The following is a 16,570-nucleotide window of genomic DNA, read 5'->3' as shown; positions in this document are numbered from 1 at the left end:
GATCCAGGACGGCGACCGGCTCAGACGTTGGCGAGGACGCGTTCGACGTTGCCGCGGATCCAGCGTGGATCGTCATGGTCACCTTCCGAGTCGATGAAGAGCAGGATGTGGCGTAGCCAGTAGAGGAGCAGGGCCGGTCGGGGCGGGATGCCGTCCAGCCAGTCGGCCGCCTCGTCGGCGGGGACGTCCAGCGTCCGGTCGATGCCGTGCCGCAGTGCCTCGACGACGATCTCGCCGAGTTCGTCGCCGCGGGCCAGCCGACGGGCGAGGACGTGCAGGTGCAGCAGGTCGTGCAGGGGGAGTTGGCGGGCCGAGGCCTGGTCCCAGTCGACGATCCCGGTCACCTGGCCGTCCGGGGAGGTGGCCAGCAGGTTCCCGGGCCAGAGGTCGCCGTGGATCCAGGAGGTGTGCACGGTGCGGCCGACGAGGGCGAGGACGAGTTCCTCCCGTAGTCGCCAGACCGTGTCGAGGAACCGGGCACATCGCGGGCGGGTTGCGGCGAACACCTCCAGCCGCCGGAGCGGGACGTCCACCCACTCCGCCACCGCGGCCCGGTCCAGCAGGGTCCGTTCCCGAGTGCGCCGGTGGAGGTCGCGGATGACCCGGCTGGCAGAGGCGAGCAGCGCGGCTCGCCGGGCACGCCGCAGCATCATCCCGCTCGCCGGAGCGCCCCGCAGCGCCCCCTCCACGCAGTAGTAGCGCCCCTCGACATCTCCCTGCGCCGCGCAGAACGGCAGGAGCGGGCGCAGGCCGGGCAGACGTGGGTGCGTCCACAGCAGCTCGAGCACCGCGGCCTGGCGCCGCAGGCCCTCGACGGCCCGGCCGGTCCACGGCACCTTGACCATGAAGCGCCCGTCGGTCCCGCGGCCCCCTACCGTGGCCACGGCGACCGACGTACTGGTGAAGGCGACGGACTCGGTCCGCCACCGCGCGTCGTCGGTGGCGGTCGCCCGGGCGACCAGGCGAGGTGCCACGGCGGCGGTCCAGCTCCGTTCGGGCCGGTGCAGCCAGCAGGCCAGCCGGTCCCGCAGGACCGGCTGCGCCCACTGCACGGCGCCTCTCACCGGGCCGTCCGCTCGACGTAGTGCCGCCAGATCCGGCCGAGCGCATCGGCGAGCACCAGCTCCGGCGTCCGGTCGGCGTCCACCCGCTCCAGGTGCGGAACACGCCGGCGCAGCCGCCGGTACTGCTCGCGTTCCCGCTCGAGGTGCTCGGGGTCGTACTCCCCGGAGCGGCGGTGCATGACCGAACCTGGCACGTCCAGCAGCAGCACCACGTCGGGTGCCGGGCAGAGTCGGCTCAGCAGTTGGAAGTACGGCCGCTTGAGCCAGACCAGCGGCCCGCGCGGCGGCAGCAGGGCGTCGTAGACGTAGCGGTCGAAGACCACCATTCGGCCCAGTGCCCGGTGGCGCACCGCCGCCAGGTAGCGACGCCACACGGTGAACGGGCGCAGCAGGATGCGTACGCCCTGCTCGGCGGTGCTGCGCGGGGCCTCGTGCGACGGCCACAGTCCCATGTAGACGCGGCGTACCGGAAAGTAGAACGCCGACTCGATGCCCTGGGCCAGGGTCGACTTGCCCGATCCGTCGGGGCCGATCAGGGCGACGGCGGCACCGCGACGGCTCCACGCCTGCAACGGCCGCTCAATCGAGCGCAGGGTGGCCGAGCCGACGAAACGGCCGGCCGCGCTGGCCGGACGGGCCCACCAGCACGCGGCGAGCAGCCGCCGACGTACGGCCGGCAGCGCTGCCGGGCGCCCGGCCCGCCAGTAGGCCAGCAGCATCCGGGCCGCCCGGTCCGGTAGCGCCCGGGCGAGTGGACCGTCGAGCGTGGCGTGGTCCTCCAGCTGTCGCAGCCGGCGTAGATGGTGGTCGGCGACGAGGCCCTTGTCGAGCACACAGTGCAGCAGCAGCGCCCAGAACTCGTCGCCGGGTGCGAGCACCCACACGTCGTCCTGGCGTGCCCGGCGGTCCAGGCACTGGTCGGCGGCGAGGGCGTGCACCTCGAAGTGACGGCCGTAGGCAAGCTCTGTCACCAGGTCGAGTTCGACCCACGAACTGGTGGACCGGTCGAGCCCGAGGAAGAAGCGGTGACTGCCCCGGCCGCGACTGGCCAGCCGGACCAGGCCGTGTTCCGCCATGACGGCCGCGGCCCGTGCGAGATCGGCCGGCGCGACCAGGAGATCCAGGTCTCCGGGGGCGATGAGCGCCTCCGGGCCGCCGCGCAGCAGGCACCAGCGAACGCCGGCTTCGTCGAGGCCGGCCAGCACCCCCCGGGCGAGGCCATGGGCGGCCGTGGCCGGTTCCGCCGGCCGCGGCGCTTCGGGACGGCCCGCCACCGCCGTCGGCGGGCCCGGCGGCGTACGGATCATGCACTGCTCCGCACCGGTCGGAGCGCCAGGATCCGCCGTACGCCGCCCCGAGCGCGCTGGACCAGCGGGGTGATCGGCACCCGCTCGATCCGGTAGCTGGCGTAGTCCTGGCTGACGGCACCGAAGCGGCTCTTGAACAGCTCCAACGAGGACACCCGTGCCGAGTCGCCCATGTTGTAGGCCGTGCACCCGGCCTCGATCGCGTCCGCGATCGCCGTCTTGTGCAGCAGGTAGTTGGCGTAGACGGGGCCGGCGAGCTTCTCCAGCATCGCGCCGCGCCAGTACATCGCCGTCGTCGCCCCGAGCAGCACCACGATCGCGGCGACCGGCCGTCCCTCGTGGTACGCGGCGTATAGCCGGCACCGGGAGCCGAGCCTGGCCGCGACGGTCTCCAGCTTCCGGTGCGGCTCGCGTCGGGCCGCCAGCCGCCGGGCGAGCGGGAGCGGGAGCCGGTCCCGCCGCGCCCAGCGGTCGACGGACTCACCGTAGAGCCGATGGAAGACCGGGACCAGCCCGCCTGTGTCGTCACACTCGACGAGGACGCCGGCCCGCTCCGCGCGGCGGATCCGGTTGCGGGTGTCGCTGCGGAACCGCTTGCGCCAGACCTCGTCGAAGCCGCCGTCGAGGAAGACCGTCTGCGTCATCCGCTCCTCGCGCAGCACGCTCGCCGGCACCACCGCGTCCCACGTCCCGGCCGTTGCCGGGTCGGGGCGGACCAGGGTGCTCAGTACGTGCCGCTGTGCCAGGTCGGCGACCACCATGCGGACGTCCTCCGGGCGGAGTTCGCCGCCGTCGCAGACCAGCCCGCCCGGTCCCCAGCCGACGGGGAGCCCGAAGTCCGTCGCGAGGATCGGACCGAGTCCCGGGCGCCGTACGAGCGGAAGGACGAGCCGCCTTCCGTCGACGGTCTCGTAGAGGCGCGAGACGTCCTCGTAACCTTCGACCGTGCACACGCAGCGGAGCCAGGTCGGCGTCTGGCTGGGCAGTGCGTTCGGTGCGGAGGCGAGCACCTGCTCCCACGTTTCGACCGGGGCTGGACTCGTCACCCGCAGCGGTCGCGGGTCCCCGGGTGCCGGTCCGAGGCGGGGCTCGAGGGTGGTCCCGGCGCTCACGACGAACCCAGCGGGATGTCGGCGTGCCAGTAACGCTGGGTGACGTCGTTGCTGGCCAGGATGACCATGCCGGTGGCGCTAGTGACGCTCTGCTTGGTGCTCGTCACATTGTTCATGTTGGGCGAGAGGGCGTCCCTGATGACCGGGGTGCCGCGGCCGTCGGGGAAGGCGATGCCGCCCATCGGGGAGCTCTTCATGAAGATCGTGCCGGGGTAGCCCGTGTAGGGGCATCCGGTGTCCGGCGCGGTCATGAAGACGTACAGCATCTGATGTTCGGAGTCGAGCAGCAGAACCGGCCGGGTGTGGCAGTCCTTGATCCGCCCCACCTGGTAGCTGGACCAGTTGCCGGTCGACGTGTCCCGGGCGAGGAGCATGATCAGCGGCGCCGAGGTCGTGGCGCCGGCGTCGTCGAGGCTGGTCTTGATGACCGCGAAGACCCGTCCCGAGGCGTCGGCCTCGAGCGCCTTGAGGTTGATGTGGTCGTCGGCGCTGTTCGGACCCTGGACCGCCGTACGCGAGACGCCCCAGGTGGAGCGGGATGCGCCGGCGACGTGCTCGGCGAAGTACACCGCGGACCTCGACTGGTTGCTCCACATCACGCCGATCCGGGAGCCCCCGAAGCTCACCACCGACGAGATGTCGTCGCTGGGCAGGTCCGCGGCGGCGTCGGCCGGGAGCACGAACGGGGCGCCCCAGACCGCGTCCCCGCCCGTCGTGTTGTTCACGTAGACCTTCGAGCCCTGCGTCCAGGTCGCCCAGAGCACGCCCGTCGAGTCCTTGTCGATGGTGAGGGTCTCGCTGGAGTAGTTGCTGATCTGCACCGGGAAGCCGGTGTCGCGGGTGTAGGTCTTCGTCGCGGCGTGGTAGCTGAAGCGGTAGAGCCGGGCCGGGTTGCCGGCGGCCGCGTCCGCGGAGGAACTGGCCCGCACGTGTGAGGAGACGTAGAGCCGGGTGCCGTCCCACAACGCGTCGGAGCGGGTCTTCGGCCGGTTGTCGACCACGGTTCCGGTGTCGACCCACTGTTGGCTGGAGCGGTCCAGCCGGAAGATGTGGTGGGTCTGGCTGCTGGTGTGGAAGAGCACCGCCCACCAGGCGCCGTCGTTCCACCACAGCTTGCTCTCCGGCTTCTCCCCGGTCGCCGCCGAGCCGTCACCCGAGGTGGACGGACCGACGTAGCCGATGTCGCCGGTAGCCGCCCTGGCCGGTGTGGCGAGCCCGCCGGGCAGGGGTGCGACGCCGAGCGGCAGGCCCAGCAGCAGGGCGAGGGCGTAGACACCGCGCGCGACCCAGGCGCGCCGCCGGAAACGCGTCCTCATCGGGGCACCTCGCTCAGGGTCGGGCTGGTCGACTCGCCGGCGGGGGGCTGCCACCGCTGCAGCACGCGGTGGTCGATCGGGTCCACCACCGGTCGAGGGCGCCGTACGACCCGCTCCCGGATCAGGGTGCGGAGCACCCGCTGACCGTCCCGGAAGGTGCGCAGGTTGGAGATGCCGCAGCGGCGGGGGAGCTCGTTGCTCGGCACCTCGGCGATGCGCAGGTTCGCCTTCAGCGCGTGAACCACGAGTTCGGTCTCGATCTCGAAGCCATGCGCGGTCAGGGCGAGCGCCGGCAGGCAGTCACGGCGGAACGACAGGAAGCCGTAGCACAGGTCGGTGAAGCGGACCAGGAAGAAGCTGTTCGTCAACCGCACCAGCACCTGGTTGCCGCTACGGCGCAGCGGAGTCAGGTCGGTCGACCCGCCGCCGGCCAGGAACCGGGAGCCCTTGACGAAGTCGTACCCGTTCCTGAGCGGGGTGACGAAGCGGTGGATCTCGCCGGGATCCATGCTGCCGTCGGCGTCGATCATCACGATCAGGTCGCCGGTGGCCGCGGCGAACGCCACCCGCAACGCGTCGCCCTTGCCTCGGCAGTGCTGCGTCAGCACCACGATGTCCGGCCGGATGGCGCGGGCGACCTCGACCGTACGGTCCGACGAGTGCCCGTCGACCAGGATCACCTCGTCGACGATCGGCGGCATGCGCTCGAGCACCCACGCGATGTTCTTCTCCTCGTTGAGCGTCGGGATGACCACGCTCACGGTCTGCCGATCGGGACCAGCGTCGACCACTCCGGCCTCGTCCGCGGGCCGTTCCCGCATCCGCAGGATGCTCAGTGTCCGGTCACCCTGCCCGGACGGTGCGGTGAGCGCCGGCTCGGACGGCTGGCTGGGGACGTGCGTGTCGATGCCCTCCCGGTACGGGGTCACCGGATCCCCTCCTTGGCCGGCGCCGTGCGGCCGCTCCGCGGTGCGAAGTCGGGCTCCCCTGCGCGGCCGGCGGTGACAATCCATCTACTTCCCATCAGCTCCTCTTCCCCCGTAATGCGTGAGCACTATCGACCCTTAAATACCGAATGTCCGGTTTGTGCCGATTCGGCCTGGTTTGGGTCGAGATGAATTGGAGGAAAAGCTAACACGGCGCAAAGAGGAACACGCCGGAACTATGTGATGGATCAGGTCGATTGTGCACGACGCGTCAGGAGGGGTGCACGCGCGGCCGACCGAGTCGGACGGTCGGCTGATGTCCACTCTGGTGGCGCCCGCACGAGCGGCAGCCGTGCACGCGAAGCTGCCAAACGGGATCGCCGCGAGATGCGACGCCGTGAAGGTGCCGCCGGCGCTGAGCCGGCGATCGGGCAGCCGGCGGGTGATCAACGACGTACTGAGCGGGCGGTCGGCGCCGACCGCCAGCATGAACTGTCCTGAATGCTGCCGCTCTGACCTGCGGTTTTACATTTTCCTGCCCAGGGCGCTGGCGGTGTCCCCCCGATTCGAACACGCTGCTCAACTGCACTTGGGGTCAGCATTCAATGCTATTCAATATTGCCTGGTAAGACCGTTTTTGTAGGGCGGGGCGGTAAGGGGCTTGTGGCGGTGGCAGCCCTGCCGTACCTGATCAGTGCGTGCCGGCCGGCTCCGAGCCGCGTCGGAACCGGCCGGCACCGCGGGTGTTACCTCGGGTCCTTCTTGTGGAAGTTGCGGATGCACTGCTGCAGGTCGACCGTGACCGTCTGGCCCAGGTCGACGTTCACCGGCGTCCGCTGCAGGACCGTGCCGTCCGGCCGCTCGCACGTCAGGGTCCACGGCTCGGCGTGGAAGCCGGTCTGGTTCGGGTGCACGCCGTCGGCCTGGTACGGCGGCACCGGCCGGTACGACGGGTTGACCGCCCAGCGGAACTTGCCGTTCGGCCGGGTGATGTCCAGGTCGGAGGTCAGGGTCGTGGGGAACCCGCTCGGCCGCGTGGTGCCGTCCGGCTGCGGGTACGGCTGGGTGTACATGTCGAAGGACTTTCTGATCCGCAGCACCGCGTCCTTGGGTGCCTTGCCTTCGATGACCGCGTGCTGCGCCGGGTCGGCGGTGTTCTCCAACGCCTCGAACATCGCCAGCCGGTGGGCCGGGTAGGCGTCCGTGACCTGGGTCTGGAACGTCCTCGCGACGCCACGGTCGGGGCAGGTCTCGGCCGTGAGCGCCAGCCCGCGGGTGGCGAAGTAGGCCCAGTCGATGGCCTCACCGGTCGTCTCGTAGTCGTGGGCGGAGTCGCGCGCGATGTAGTTCGGGCCGTAGCGCTTGGCCATCCTGGTCGCCAGATCCTCGAACCGCGCCACGTCCTGGGTCGGCCCGGCCGCCAGTTGCAGGGGCGGGTAGAGGACGACCTGGATGCACGTGTGCTGGGTGACGAAGGTGGTGGCCTGCCGGGTCGACAGCAGCCACTCGATGTTCCGCGCCTCCGGCTCGGACCAGGGCGCCGCGCCGCCCGTCGAGATCGGCAGCCAGCCGAACCCGTAGTTGCGGTTCATGTCGACGTTGGTGTCGGTCTGCCGGCGGTTGCGCACGAACCCGTCCACGTTGACGACCGGTACGACCACGAGCCGGGCGCGGTCCAGCAGGGACGAGACGTAGGGATCGCCGGCGGAGGCGCTGCGCACCAGATCGACGGCGTACTCCATGACCAGTTCACCGCTCGGCCACTCGTTGCCGTGATGCATCCCGACCGTGACGAAGACCGGCTTGCCGTCGTTGTTCCGTACGTCGCGGGAGATCTCGATGCCGCGGACCAGCCGGCCCGACGACGTCGGGTACGGAAGCGTCAGCGGCTTGACCAGATCGGAGTGCTCACGCGCCAACGTCTCCATGTCGCGCTCGTAGTCGGCCAGCGTCCGGTAGGTGGTGTTGCCGCTCGGCAGCGCCGACTCGGTCGCGGCGACCGGGGCGGCTGCCGCGGGGGCCGCGAGCCCAGCGCCGGCGAGACACGCCGCGGCTGCCGCCGACAGCACCGCCCGCCAGGGAAGCCGGCCAGGTTTGTTGATCCACATTTCGCATTCATCCCCTTGCTGTCGTTGCATGGACAAGGGCGGGCGAGCGAGACCGGCGCCTCACCTCCGTCCGCCAGGTCGCCAGGCTCGGCGCCGCCGCCCGGACTGCCGTCCCCAGGGCAAGATCAAGCGACCGTATCGACACCCGTCACCGCTGGTCAAGAGCATGCGGCAGGCGACGTGCCGCCCGGGCGGCCGGCGCGTGGCCGTCGCCGTGGCCACGGTGACCGGCGAGGGCCCGGTGCCGGGCGGTCAACCGAGGCAGCCGCGGTCAGGCCGGCGAGCCGAGCAGCAGGGCGGCGACGGTGGCCGTGGTGCCGAGCACGGCGAGGACGGCGCTGGTGGCGACGAACCGGCCCAGCGGGACGGCCACCCCGGCGGCCCGGCAGCGCTCGTACCAGATCAGGGTGGCGAGCGACGCCCACGGGGTGGCCAGCGGCCCGACGTTGGTGCCCACCAGCAGGGCCAGCAACTGGGTGTGATGGTCGACGGCGATGACCGCCTCGCCGGCCACGTACGCGGGCAGGTTGTTGACCACGTTGGCGAAGAGCGCGCCGACGGCGCCGGCCCGCAACGCGCCCTCGGCGCCCGGGTCGGTGCCGATCAGCGTGCCCATCCCGGTGTCCAGGCCGTGCCGGCCGATGGTCTGCACCACCAGGAACAGCCCGGTGACGAACACCAGCAGCCGCCACGGGACGAGGTGGAGCGTCAGGCTGCGCCGGGCGCGCACGGCGAAACCGGCGACCAGGATCGCCGCGGCCACCCCGGAGGCGACTCCGATCTCGACCCCGACGAGGATCCCGGCGACGAAGAGCAGGCACGCGCCGAACGCGGTGCGGTACAACACCCGGTCGGGCGGCACGTGCGGCGGCGGTGGGACGAACGGGTCGGCGCCGGCCCGCGCCGGTCGCCAGTACCACCACCACAGCAGCAGCATGGTGATCACGATGGCGACCAGCTGCGGCCACCACATCCGGGCCGCCCACGGCACCGGTGCCAGCCCGATCCGGTCGCTGGCCAGGATGTTGGTCAGGTTGGACACCGGCAGCAGCAGGCTCGCCGTGTTGGCCAGCCACACCGTGGTCATCGCCAGCGGCGTCGGCGGCACGCCGAGCTTGCGGGCCAGCGCGATCATCACCGGGGTGAGCAGGACGGCGGTGGTGTCCAGGTTGAGCGCGATGGTGGTGACCGAGGCGAAGCCGACGCAGAGCCAGAACAACGTGCGGTAGCTCCCCCGCGCGGTGATCGCCACCCGGGCGGCGAGCGCGTCGAAGACCCCGGCCACCGCGGTCAGTTCGGCCAGCACCACCACCGTGCCGAGGAAGATCAGGATGGGGATGATCCGACGTACGGTGGCCTCGGCGTCCGCGCGGGGGAGCAGTCCGGTGAGGACGCAGAGGACGCCACCCGCGGCGAGCCCGATCGCGATCCAGTCCAGTACGTGCAGCCGGCCCCAACGGGATCGGTCCGGTGCGGCGGACGGTGGCTCGCCGACGGTCTCCACGACCCGTGATCCTCGCACACACGCGCTCGCCCGGCCGCGCCCCACACGGCTGCTGAGGGTGCCCACGAATTGACGATGGGTGGCCATAATGACCGGGTGGCTGTAGGCGCGCACCCGACCCGGTCCGACCGCCCCATCGACTTCTTCATCAGCTACTCGCCGGCCGACGAGCGCTGGGCGACGTGGCTGGCCTGGGAGTTCGAGGCCGCCGGCTACCGCACCCTGCTCCAGGCGTGGGACTTCGTCGCCGGCACCAACTTCATCGACTTCATGGACCGTGGGGTGCGGGAGGCGGCCGTCGTGGTCGCCGTCCTCTCCGAACGCTACCTGCACTCCACGTACGGGAAGCTGGAGTGGCAGGCCGCGCTGCGCGCCGACCCGGACGGCACCGGCAACAAGCTGGTCACCGTCCGGGTGGAGGACTGCCCGATCGACGGGCTGCTCGCCACCATCACGTACGTCGACCTGGTCGGGGTCACCGACCCGGGGCAGGCGCGGGCCCGGGTGCTCGACCGGATCCGCGAGGCGCTCGACGGGCGGGCCAAGCCGGTCCGGCAACCGGCCTTCCCGCACCATCCCGCCGACCCGGCCGGGGTGCTCGCCGCACCCGTCGCCGGTCCGCCCGCGCCACGCCGCGCCCGGCGTACGCCGATCAACCCGCCGCCGTTCCCGCCCGCGGCGGCGACCGTGCCGGCGGCCCGGGGCACGCTGACCGTGCTCCAGGTGGCCGGGCCGCGCTTCGGCCGGGGCGTGATCGAGCCGGGCGCCCCGGTCACCCCCGGCGAGCTGCAGGAACACCTGATGGGTGACCTGACCCTGCTGGTGAACGACGGGGTGCCCCGGCCGGACCTGCTGGTGGTGGCCGGCAACCTGACCGAGTCGGGCAGCCCACGCGAGTTCTCCGACGCGCTCACCTTTCTCACCGGGTTGCGGGTGCTGCTCGGGTTGGAGCCGCACCGCCTGGTCGTGGTGCCCGGCCCGCGTGACGTCACCATGGCGGCCAGCCGTGCCTACTTCGCCACCTGCGAGGCCGACGACGTCGACCCGCAGCCGCCGTACTGGCCGAAGTGGCGGCACTACGCCCGGCTCTTCGACGAGCTCTACCAGGGCCTCGACGACCGGATCTTCGACAGCGAGCAGCCGTGGACGCTGTTCCCGGTGCCGGACCTGCGGGTGGTGGTGGCCGGGCTGAACTCCACCATCGCGATCACCCACCGTGAGGAGGACCGGTACGGCTTCCTGGGCGAGGCCCAGTCCACCTGGTTCGCCCAGCGGCTGCGCCACTACCAGCAGTCCGGCTGGCTGCGGCTGGGCGCGATGGCGCACGCCCCGGGCGGGCGCACCCCGTACGCCGACGAGCTGGCCGTCCCGGACGGGGTGACGCTGCGCGACCGCGCCTCGTTCCACCGCCTGGTCGGTCCGATGCTCAACCTGCTCCTGTCCGACGCCGCGTCCGGCGCGCGAGTCGACCCGGTGGTGCCGGTGGCCACCGCCTCCCGCGACGGCCGGGCGCAGGTGCTGCGGCTCGCCGCCGACGGGATGACCCGCTGGGTGCTCGGCCGCGACGACCGGCACGACGTGGGCGAGCCGACGGCGGCCGCCTGGCCGCGGGCGGCGGCCACGTTCGGGGCGACCGGTCCGGCCCAGGTGCCCGACCCGCGGCTGCCCACCCCGGCCGAGGGGCCCACCCAGGCCGCGCCGGCCGACGGGCGGGCCGCCGCGCCGGCCGTGGTGCCGCCGGCTCCGCTGGACCGGCTGCTGGACCGGCTGGCCGAGGTCTGCGAGGCGCGCCACGACCGGGTGCTGGTCCGCCGGGTGTCGGCCGAGCCGCCGCACCTGTTCGTCACCTACCGGTCCGACGGGGTGATCCGGCAGCAGCGGGTCGGCGCGCACGTGGGCACCCCGTCCCCCGCGGACGTCGACCACTTCGCCCGGCGGGTGCACGCCACCGATCCGGACATCCCCTCCGAGCTGGTCTACGACGGCGACCGGGCGCCGCGCGGGCTGGCCGAGGCGGCGCAGCGGCGTGGCGTACGGGTGCTGCACCTGACCGAGTTCCAGGGCCTGCTCGACCTGCGCGAATACGTGGCCGCGCAGACCGCCCGGCTCCAGGCCGACCGGCTCTATCCCCCCGGCCAGTACGTGCCGCAGCGCTACCGGCACCTGGTCGGCGCGGACCAGCGGGTCCGCGAGGACGTGGTGGACGAGCTGCTGGAGCTGGCCTCTGCGCCGGACGGCCGGTTCGTGCTGGTGCTCGGCGACTTCGGCCGGGGCAAGACGTTCGCGCTGCGCGAGGTGGCCCGCCGGCTGCCCACCGCCGCTCCCGACCTGATCCCGATCCTGGTGGAGCTGCGCGCCCTGGACAAGGCGCACTCGGTGGACGGCCTGGTGGCCGCGCACCTGGCCAACCACGGCGAGCAGGTGATCGACCTCAAGGCCTTCCGCTACATGCTCCGCCAGGGGCGGATCGTGCTGCTCTTCGACGGCTTCGACGAGCTGGTGGCCCGGGTGACGTACGACCGGGCGGCCGACCACCTGGAGACGCTGCTGCAGGCGGCCGAGGGCAACGCCAAGATCGTGGTGAGCAGCCGCACCCAGCACTTCAAGACCAACTCGCAGGTGTTGACCGCCCTGGGCGAGCGGGTCGGGCTGCTGCCGCACCGCCGGGTGCTGGCCATCGAGGACTTCACCCCCGGGCAGATCGAGACCTTCCTGCGCCACCGATACGGCGGCGACGAGCGGGCCGCCCGGCAGCGGTTGGACCTGCTCGCCGGGGTGAAGGACCTGCTCGGGTTGTCCCGCAACCCGCGGATGCTGGGCTTCATCGCCAACCTGGACGAGGGTCGGCTGGCGGCCGTGGCGGGGGCCGGCGGCGCGTTCAGCGCGGCGGCGCTCTACCGGGAGATCCTGGAGTCCTGGCTGGACTTCGAGGAGCGGCGCACCCAGGGGGTGCCCGGGGCGCCGGTGAGCCTGCGCCGCCCCGAGCTGTGGCACGCGGTGAGCCGGCTGGCGTTCCAGCTCTGGGAGAGCGGGGAGTCCTACCTGCGGCTGGCCGAGCTGGCCGAGACCGCCGGCCAGCTCGCCGGGCTGGCGGAGTCCCGGCTGTCCGGGCCGCAGGCCGTGCACGCGGTCGGTGCCGGCAGCCTGCTGATCCGGACCGACGACGGCCTGTTCGGGTTCATCCACACCTCGGTGATGGAGTGGCTGGTCGCCGAGGGGATCGCCGCCCAGATCAACCGGGGGGAGGAGCCCGCGGCCCTGGCGGTGCGCCCGCTGTCGGCGCTCACCGTGGAGTTCCTCGGCGATCTCGCCGACTCCGCCCGGTGCACGGCCTGGACCTCCCGGGTGCTCGGGGACGAGACGGCGGGGGAGACGGTCCGGGCCAACGCGTTGCGGCTCAGCGCCCGGCTGCGGCTGCCCGACCGGGCCGACCTGCGCGGCGCGGTGCTGCGCGGCGAGGACCTGTCCCACCGGGAGCTGACCGGGGCGGACCTGACGTCCGCCGACCTGACCGACACCCGCCTGGTCGCCACCAACCTGGCCGAGGCCCGGCTGGAGCACGCCCGGCTGCGCGGCGCCCGTCTCGACCAGGCCCGGCTGGCCTGCGCGGGGCGGAGCTGGCCGGGGCCCGGCTGTTCCGCGCCGACCTGCGCGGCGCCGAGATCACCGGCAGCAGCTGGCACCGGGCCGCCCTGATCGACGTGACGGCCGACCCGGCGCTGCTGCGCGCGCCGGAGCTGCGTGGCGCGGTGGTCGCCCCGGGCCGCCCGGTGGCGCCGGGCCTGGCCCCACCCGCCGTCGGCGTCTCCTACGGCTTCGAGGTGGGCCGGCTGCCGGTGCCGGTCGCGTACAGCCCGGACGGGGCGGTGCTCGCCGTCGGCAGCGACGACGGTGGCGTGCTGATCTGCGACACCGCCAGCGGCCTGCCGGTGCGTACCCTGCAGGGCCATCGGGGGCGGGTGTACGCGGTCCGCTTCGACGCCGCCTCGCACCAGCTGGTCACCGGCGCGGCCGACCTCACCGTACGGCTGTGGGACGCCGACCACGGCGACGTGCGGCACGTCATCGAGGACGTCTTCGCCGGCTGGGTGTGGCCGCTGCTCACCGACGGGGCGCGGGGCCGGTTGGTGGTGGGCGACGCGGCGGGAGTGGTCCGCCTCTACGACACCCGGACCGCCCGGCTGCGTCAGAAGTGGCCCGGGCACGCCGCGCCCATCTGGGGCACCTCGTTCAGCCCGGACGGCCGACGGGTCGTGGTGGTGGACAGCGCCGGCGTGATCCGTGGCTGGGACATCACCTCCGGCGACCTCGCCTTCGAGGCGCGGGAGCCGGAGGTGGTCTACCGGGTGGTGCACACCCCGGACGGCCGGTCGCTGGTCGCGGTCGGCCAGCACGGCCGGGTGTGGATCCGCCGGGCCGCCGACGGCGAGCTGCTGCGCCAGCCACGCGGCCACGAGGCCGACGTGTACGCCCTCGACGTGCACCCGGACGGCGCGCTGATGGCCACCGGCGACACCCACGGCGCGATCCGCCTCTGGGAGGTGGAGACCGGGCGGCCGGTGCGCGTGCTGGGCCGGCAGCGCGGCGCGATCTACAGCGTCCGGTTCAACGGCGACGGCAGCCTGCTCGCCACGGCCGCCAGCGACGGCGCCATCCAACTCTGGGACACCGCCGACGGCCAGCCCCGGCACGAGCTGACCCGGCACCGCGGCTCGGTCTGGCCGGTGGTCTGGCGGCCGGACCAGGCGCAGGTGGCCAGCAGCAGCAACGACGGCACCACCCGGATGTGGGACGTCCGCACCGGGCAGCTCCAGCACACCCTGCGCGGGCACGGCCGGCGGGTCACCGCGCTGTCCTTCCGCGACGACGGTGAGGTGCTGGCCGCCTGCGGCAACGACGGCGTGGTACGACTCTGGGAGCCGCGCACCGGCCGGCTGGTGCGGCAGCTCGCCAGCCCGGCCGACCGGCTGCTCTCCGCGGTGTTCTGCCCGGGCGAGTCGCTGGTCGCCTCGCCCAGCGGCGACGGCGGGGTCCACCTGTGGAACACCGACACCGGCGTCGACGAGCGCGAACTAAACGTGGACACTGACCACGTCTGGGCGGCCGCGTTCAGCCCCGACGGCGACGCGTTGGCCACCGCCAACGACGACGACACCGTCCGACTCTGGTACCGGCGCACCGGCCGGCACTTCGCCACGCTCACCCCACACCAGGGGCGGGTGCGGGCGGTCGCGTTCAGCCCGGACGGCGAGACCATCGCCACCGGCTGCGACGACCGCCTCGTCCGGCTCTGGGACGCGGCCACCGCGACCTGCCGGCTCACCCTCGAACACCACACCGACCGGGTGTACGGGGTGTCCTTCAACACCGAGGGGACGCTGCTCGCCAGCGCCAGCAACGACGGCACCGCCGTGGTGTGGGACGTGCTCACCGGCGAGCGGCGCACGGTGCTCACCGAGCACACCGGCCGGCTCTGGTCCTGCGCGTTCAGCCCGAACGGCGCGCTGCTCGCCACCGCCGGCGACGACCTGATCATCCGGCTCTGGGATCCGGGCACCGGCCGGCTGCACGGCACCCTTGCCGCGCACACCCGGCGGGTCTGGTCGGTGGCGTTCAGCCCGGACAGCAGCCTGCTCGCCAGCGCCGGGGACGACGGCACCGTCCGGCTGTGGGACGTCGCGGACCCGGAGCACGCGCAGTTGCGGACCACCCTGATCGGCCTGCCGGACGGCTGGGCCGCGGTCAGCCCCGACGGCCGGTACAAACTGGACGGCGACCCGGGCGGCCAGTTCTGGCACGTCATCGGCACCTGCCGGTTCGAGGTGGGGGAGCTGGACCCGTACCTCACGCAGGTGCGGCGGCTGTCGGTGGACGCGCCGTTCTGAGCCGGCGGGGCGAGCCGGCCCGGCGCGTCGCGTCAGTCGGTGACCTGGCGCGACTCGCGCGCCGGGCCGGAGGCGGTCGGGCCCGGTCAGCGTCTCCACTTCTGGTTCGGGCCGCCGGTGCAGTCCCAGATCTGGAGTCGGGTGCCGTCGGCGGAGCCGACGTCGGTGGCGTCCAGGCACTTGTCGGCCTGCGGGTTCACGATGTCCCCGGCGGAGGTGAACACCCATCGCTGTGCGCCGGTGCCGTTGCAGTCGTAGAGCTGCACCCGGGCGCCGTTGGCGGTCGACCCGCCGGTGACGTCGAGGCACTTGCCGAGGGCGCGTACCGAGCCGTCGGCGTGCCAGCTCCAGCGCTGGGCGGCGGTGCCGTTGCAGGTCCAGAGCTGGACGGCCGTGCCGTTGGCGATGTTCGCGCCGGCGACGTCCACGCACTTGTTCCCGTGGCCGGCGATCGGGCCGCCGGTATCGCCGGCGTTGTTCCAGGCCTGGACCCGGACGTAGTCGACGACCATCGCCTGCGGGAAGACCGTGCTGCCGTCCGGGGAGCCGGGCCACCTGCCGCCGACCGCCACGTTCATGACCATGAAGAACGGGTGGTCGAAGACCCACCGGTCGCCACCCGCGTCCGCCGGGGTCTTGCGGGAGTACGCCACGCCGTCGAGGTACCAGGTGATGGAGTCGGGCGCCCAGTCGACGGTGTAGGTGTGGAACGCGTCGGCGAGGGCCTGGCCGCCGGGCAGGGAGGTCCGGCCGGTCAGCGCGTTGCGACCGGAGTAGCCCGGCCCGTGCAGGCTGCCGTGCCCGGTGGATGGCTCCCGGCCGATGTTCTCCATGACGTCGATCTCGCCGTTGTCGGGCCACGGGTTGGCGGCGATGTCGTTGCCCAGCATCCAGAACGCCGGCCATAGCCCCTGCCCCCGGGGGATCCTGATCCGCGCCTCGAACCGCCCGTACGCCTGGGTGAACGTGCCGGCGGTCACCAGCCGGGCCGAGGTGTACTGACAGCTGCCGTACCAGCACCAGTAGCCGGACGGGTTCTCCCGGCGGGCGGTGATCACCAGGTTTCCATTGCCGTCGAGGGCGGCGTTGCGGGTGCTCGAGGTGTAGTACTGCAGCTCATTGTTGCCCCAGCCACCGCCGCCGACGTCGTAGCGCCACCTGCCGGCGTCCGGCGGCGCGCCGGCCGCCCCGTCGAACTCGTCGGCCCAGGTGACGGCGCCGGGCGCCGCCGCGGCGGGGGTGCTCGTGGTCACCGTGAGGGCGACCGTGAGGCCCACGCCGGCGAGGGCGACGGCGATGGCGCGGATGCTGCGCAGACGGATACCTCCCGTCAATCGTCCGGCTCGCC

10 protein-coding genes are annotated in these 16,570 nt (G+C 73.0%); 2 read left to right on the top strand and 8 right to left on the bottom strand.

The features are described 5' to 3' along the window. Positions 1-20: 20 nt before the first annotated feature. The 7 genes from ACY34I_RS01420 to ACY34I_RS01390 form a co-directional block, all read right to left on the bottom strand. A complete protein-coding gene (locus ACY34I_RS01420; RefSeq protein WP_462751666.1) occupies positions 21-1,064 on the bottom strand; it encodes a phosphotransferase family protein in 1,044 nt (347 codons plus the stop codon). Beyond that, the gene (locus ACY34I_RS01415) at positions 1,061-2,371 is read right to left on the bottom strand and encodes a nucleotidyltransferase family protein (protein WP_462751664.1); all 1,311 of its coding nucleotides are present in this window, start codon (positions 2,369-2,371) and stop codon (positions 1,061-1,063) included. Before ACY34I_RS01415 ends, ACY34I_RS01420 begins: the two co-directional genes overlap by 4 nt. Continuing rightward, positions 2,368-3,483 (bottom strand): GNAT family N-acetyltransferase, encoded by a 1,116-nt coding sequence (locus tag ACY34I_RS01410; RefSeq protein WP_462751662.1) that lies wholly within the window; start codon positions 3,481-3,483, stop codon positions 2,368-2,370. Before ACY34I_RS01410 ends, ACY34I_RS01415 begins: the two co-directional genes overlap by 4 nt. Next, a complete protein-coding gene (locus tag ACY34I_RS01405) occupies positions 3,480-4,799 on the bottom strand; it encodes a hypothetical protein (protein WP_462751660.1) in 1,320 nt (439 codons plus the stop codon). Before ACY34I_RS01405 ends, ACY34I_RS01410 begins: the two co-directional genes overlap by 4 nt. Next, positions 4,796-5,728 carry a glycosyltransferase family 2 protein gene (locus tag ACY34I_RS01400; RefSeq protein WP_462751658.1) on the bottom strand — a complete coding sequence of 311 codons (933 nt, stop codon included), beginning with the start codon at positions 5,726-5,728 and terminating at the stop codon, positions 4,796-4,798. Before ACY34I_RS01400 ends, ACY34I_RS01405 begins: the two co-directional genes overlap by 4 nt. Positions 5,729-6,471: 743 nt before the next feature. Continuing rightward, positions 6,472-7,833 (bottom strand): M14 family zinc carboxypeptidase, encoded by a 1,362-nt coding sequence (locus tag ACY34I_RS01395; RefSeq protein ID WP_462751656.1) that lies wholly within the window; start codon positions 7,831-7,833, stop codon positions 6,472-6,474. Between the two features lie 271 nt (positions 7,834-8,104). Then, complete coding sequence (locus tag ACY34I_RS01390) at positions 8,105-9,337, bottom strand: ArsB/NhaD family transporter (protein WP_462751654.1); 1,233 nt, start codon at positions 9,335-9,337, stop codon at positions 8,105-8,107. A gap of 96 nt (positions 9,338-9,433) precedes the next feature. On the opposite strand from ACY34I_RS01390, the gene ACY34I_RS01385 reads away from it, so the two are divergent. Both ACY34I_RS01385 and ACY34I_RS01380 read left to right on the top strand, forming a co-directional pair. Continuing rightward, positions 9,434-13,033 carry a TIR domain-containing protein gene (locus ACY34I_RS01385; protein ID WP_462751651.1) on the top strand — a complete coding sequence of 1,200 codons (3,600 nt, stop codon included), beginning with the start codon at positions 9,434-9,436 and terminating at the stop codon, positions 13,031-13,033. Positions 13,034-13,038: 5 nt separating this feature from the next. Then, positions 13,039-15,222, top strand: coding sequence for a WD40 repeat domain-containing protein (locus ACY34I_RS01380; RefSeq protein WP_462751649.1), 2,184 nt, complete (start codon positions 13,039-13,041; stop codon positions 15,220-15,222). 86 nt (positions 15,223-15,308) lie between these two features. On the opposite strand, the gene ACY34I_RS01375 is transcribed toward ACY34I_RS01380, so the two are convergent. Continuing rightward, positions 15,309-16,538 (bottom strand): ricin-type beta-trefoil lectin domain protein, encoded by a 1,230-nt coding sequence (locus tag ACY34I_RS01375; RefSeq protein WP_462751927.1) that lies wholly within the window; start codon positions 16,536-16,538, stop codon positions 15,309-15,311. Positions 16,539-16,570: the final 32 nt, after the last annotated feature.

Source organism: Micromonospora sp. RTBAU3-60 (assembly GCF_054963695.1).
This window is presented reverse-complemented; position numbering and strand designations above follow the sequence as displayed.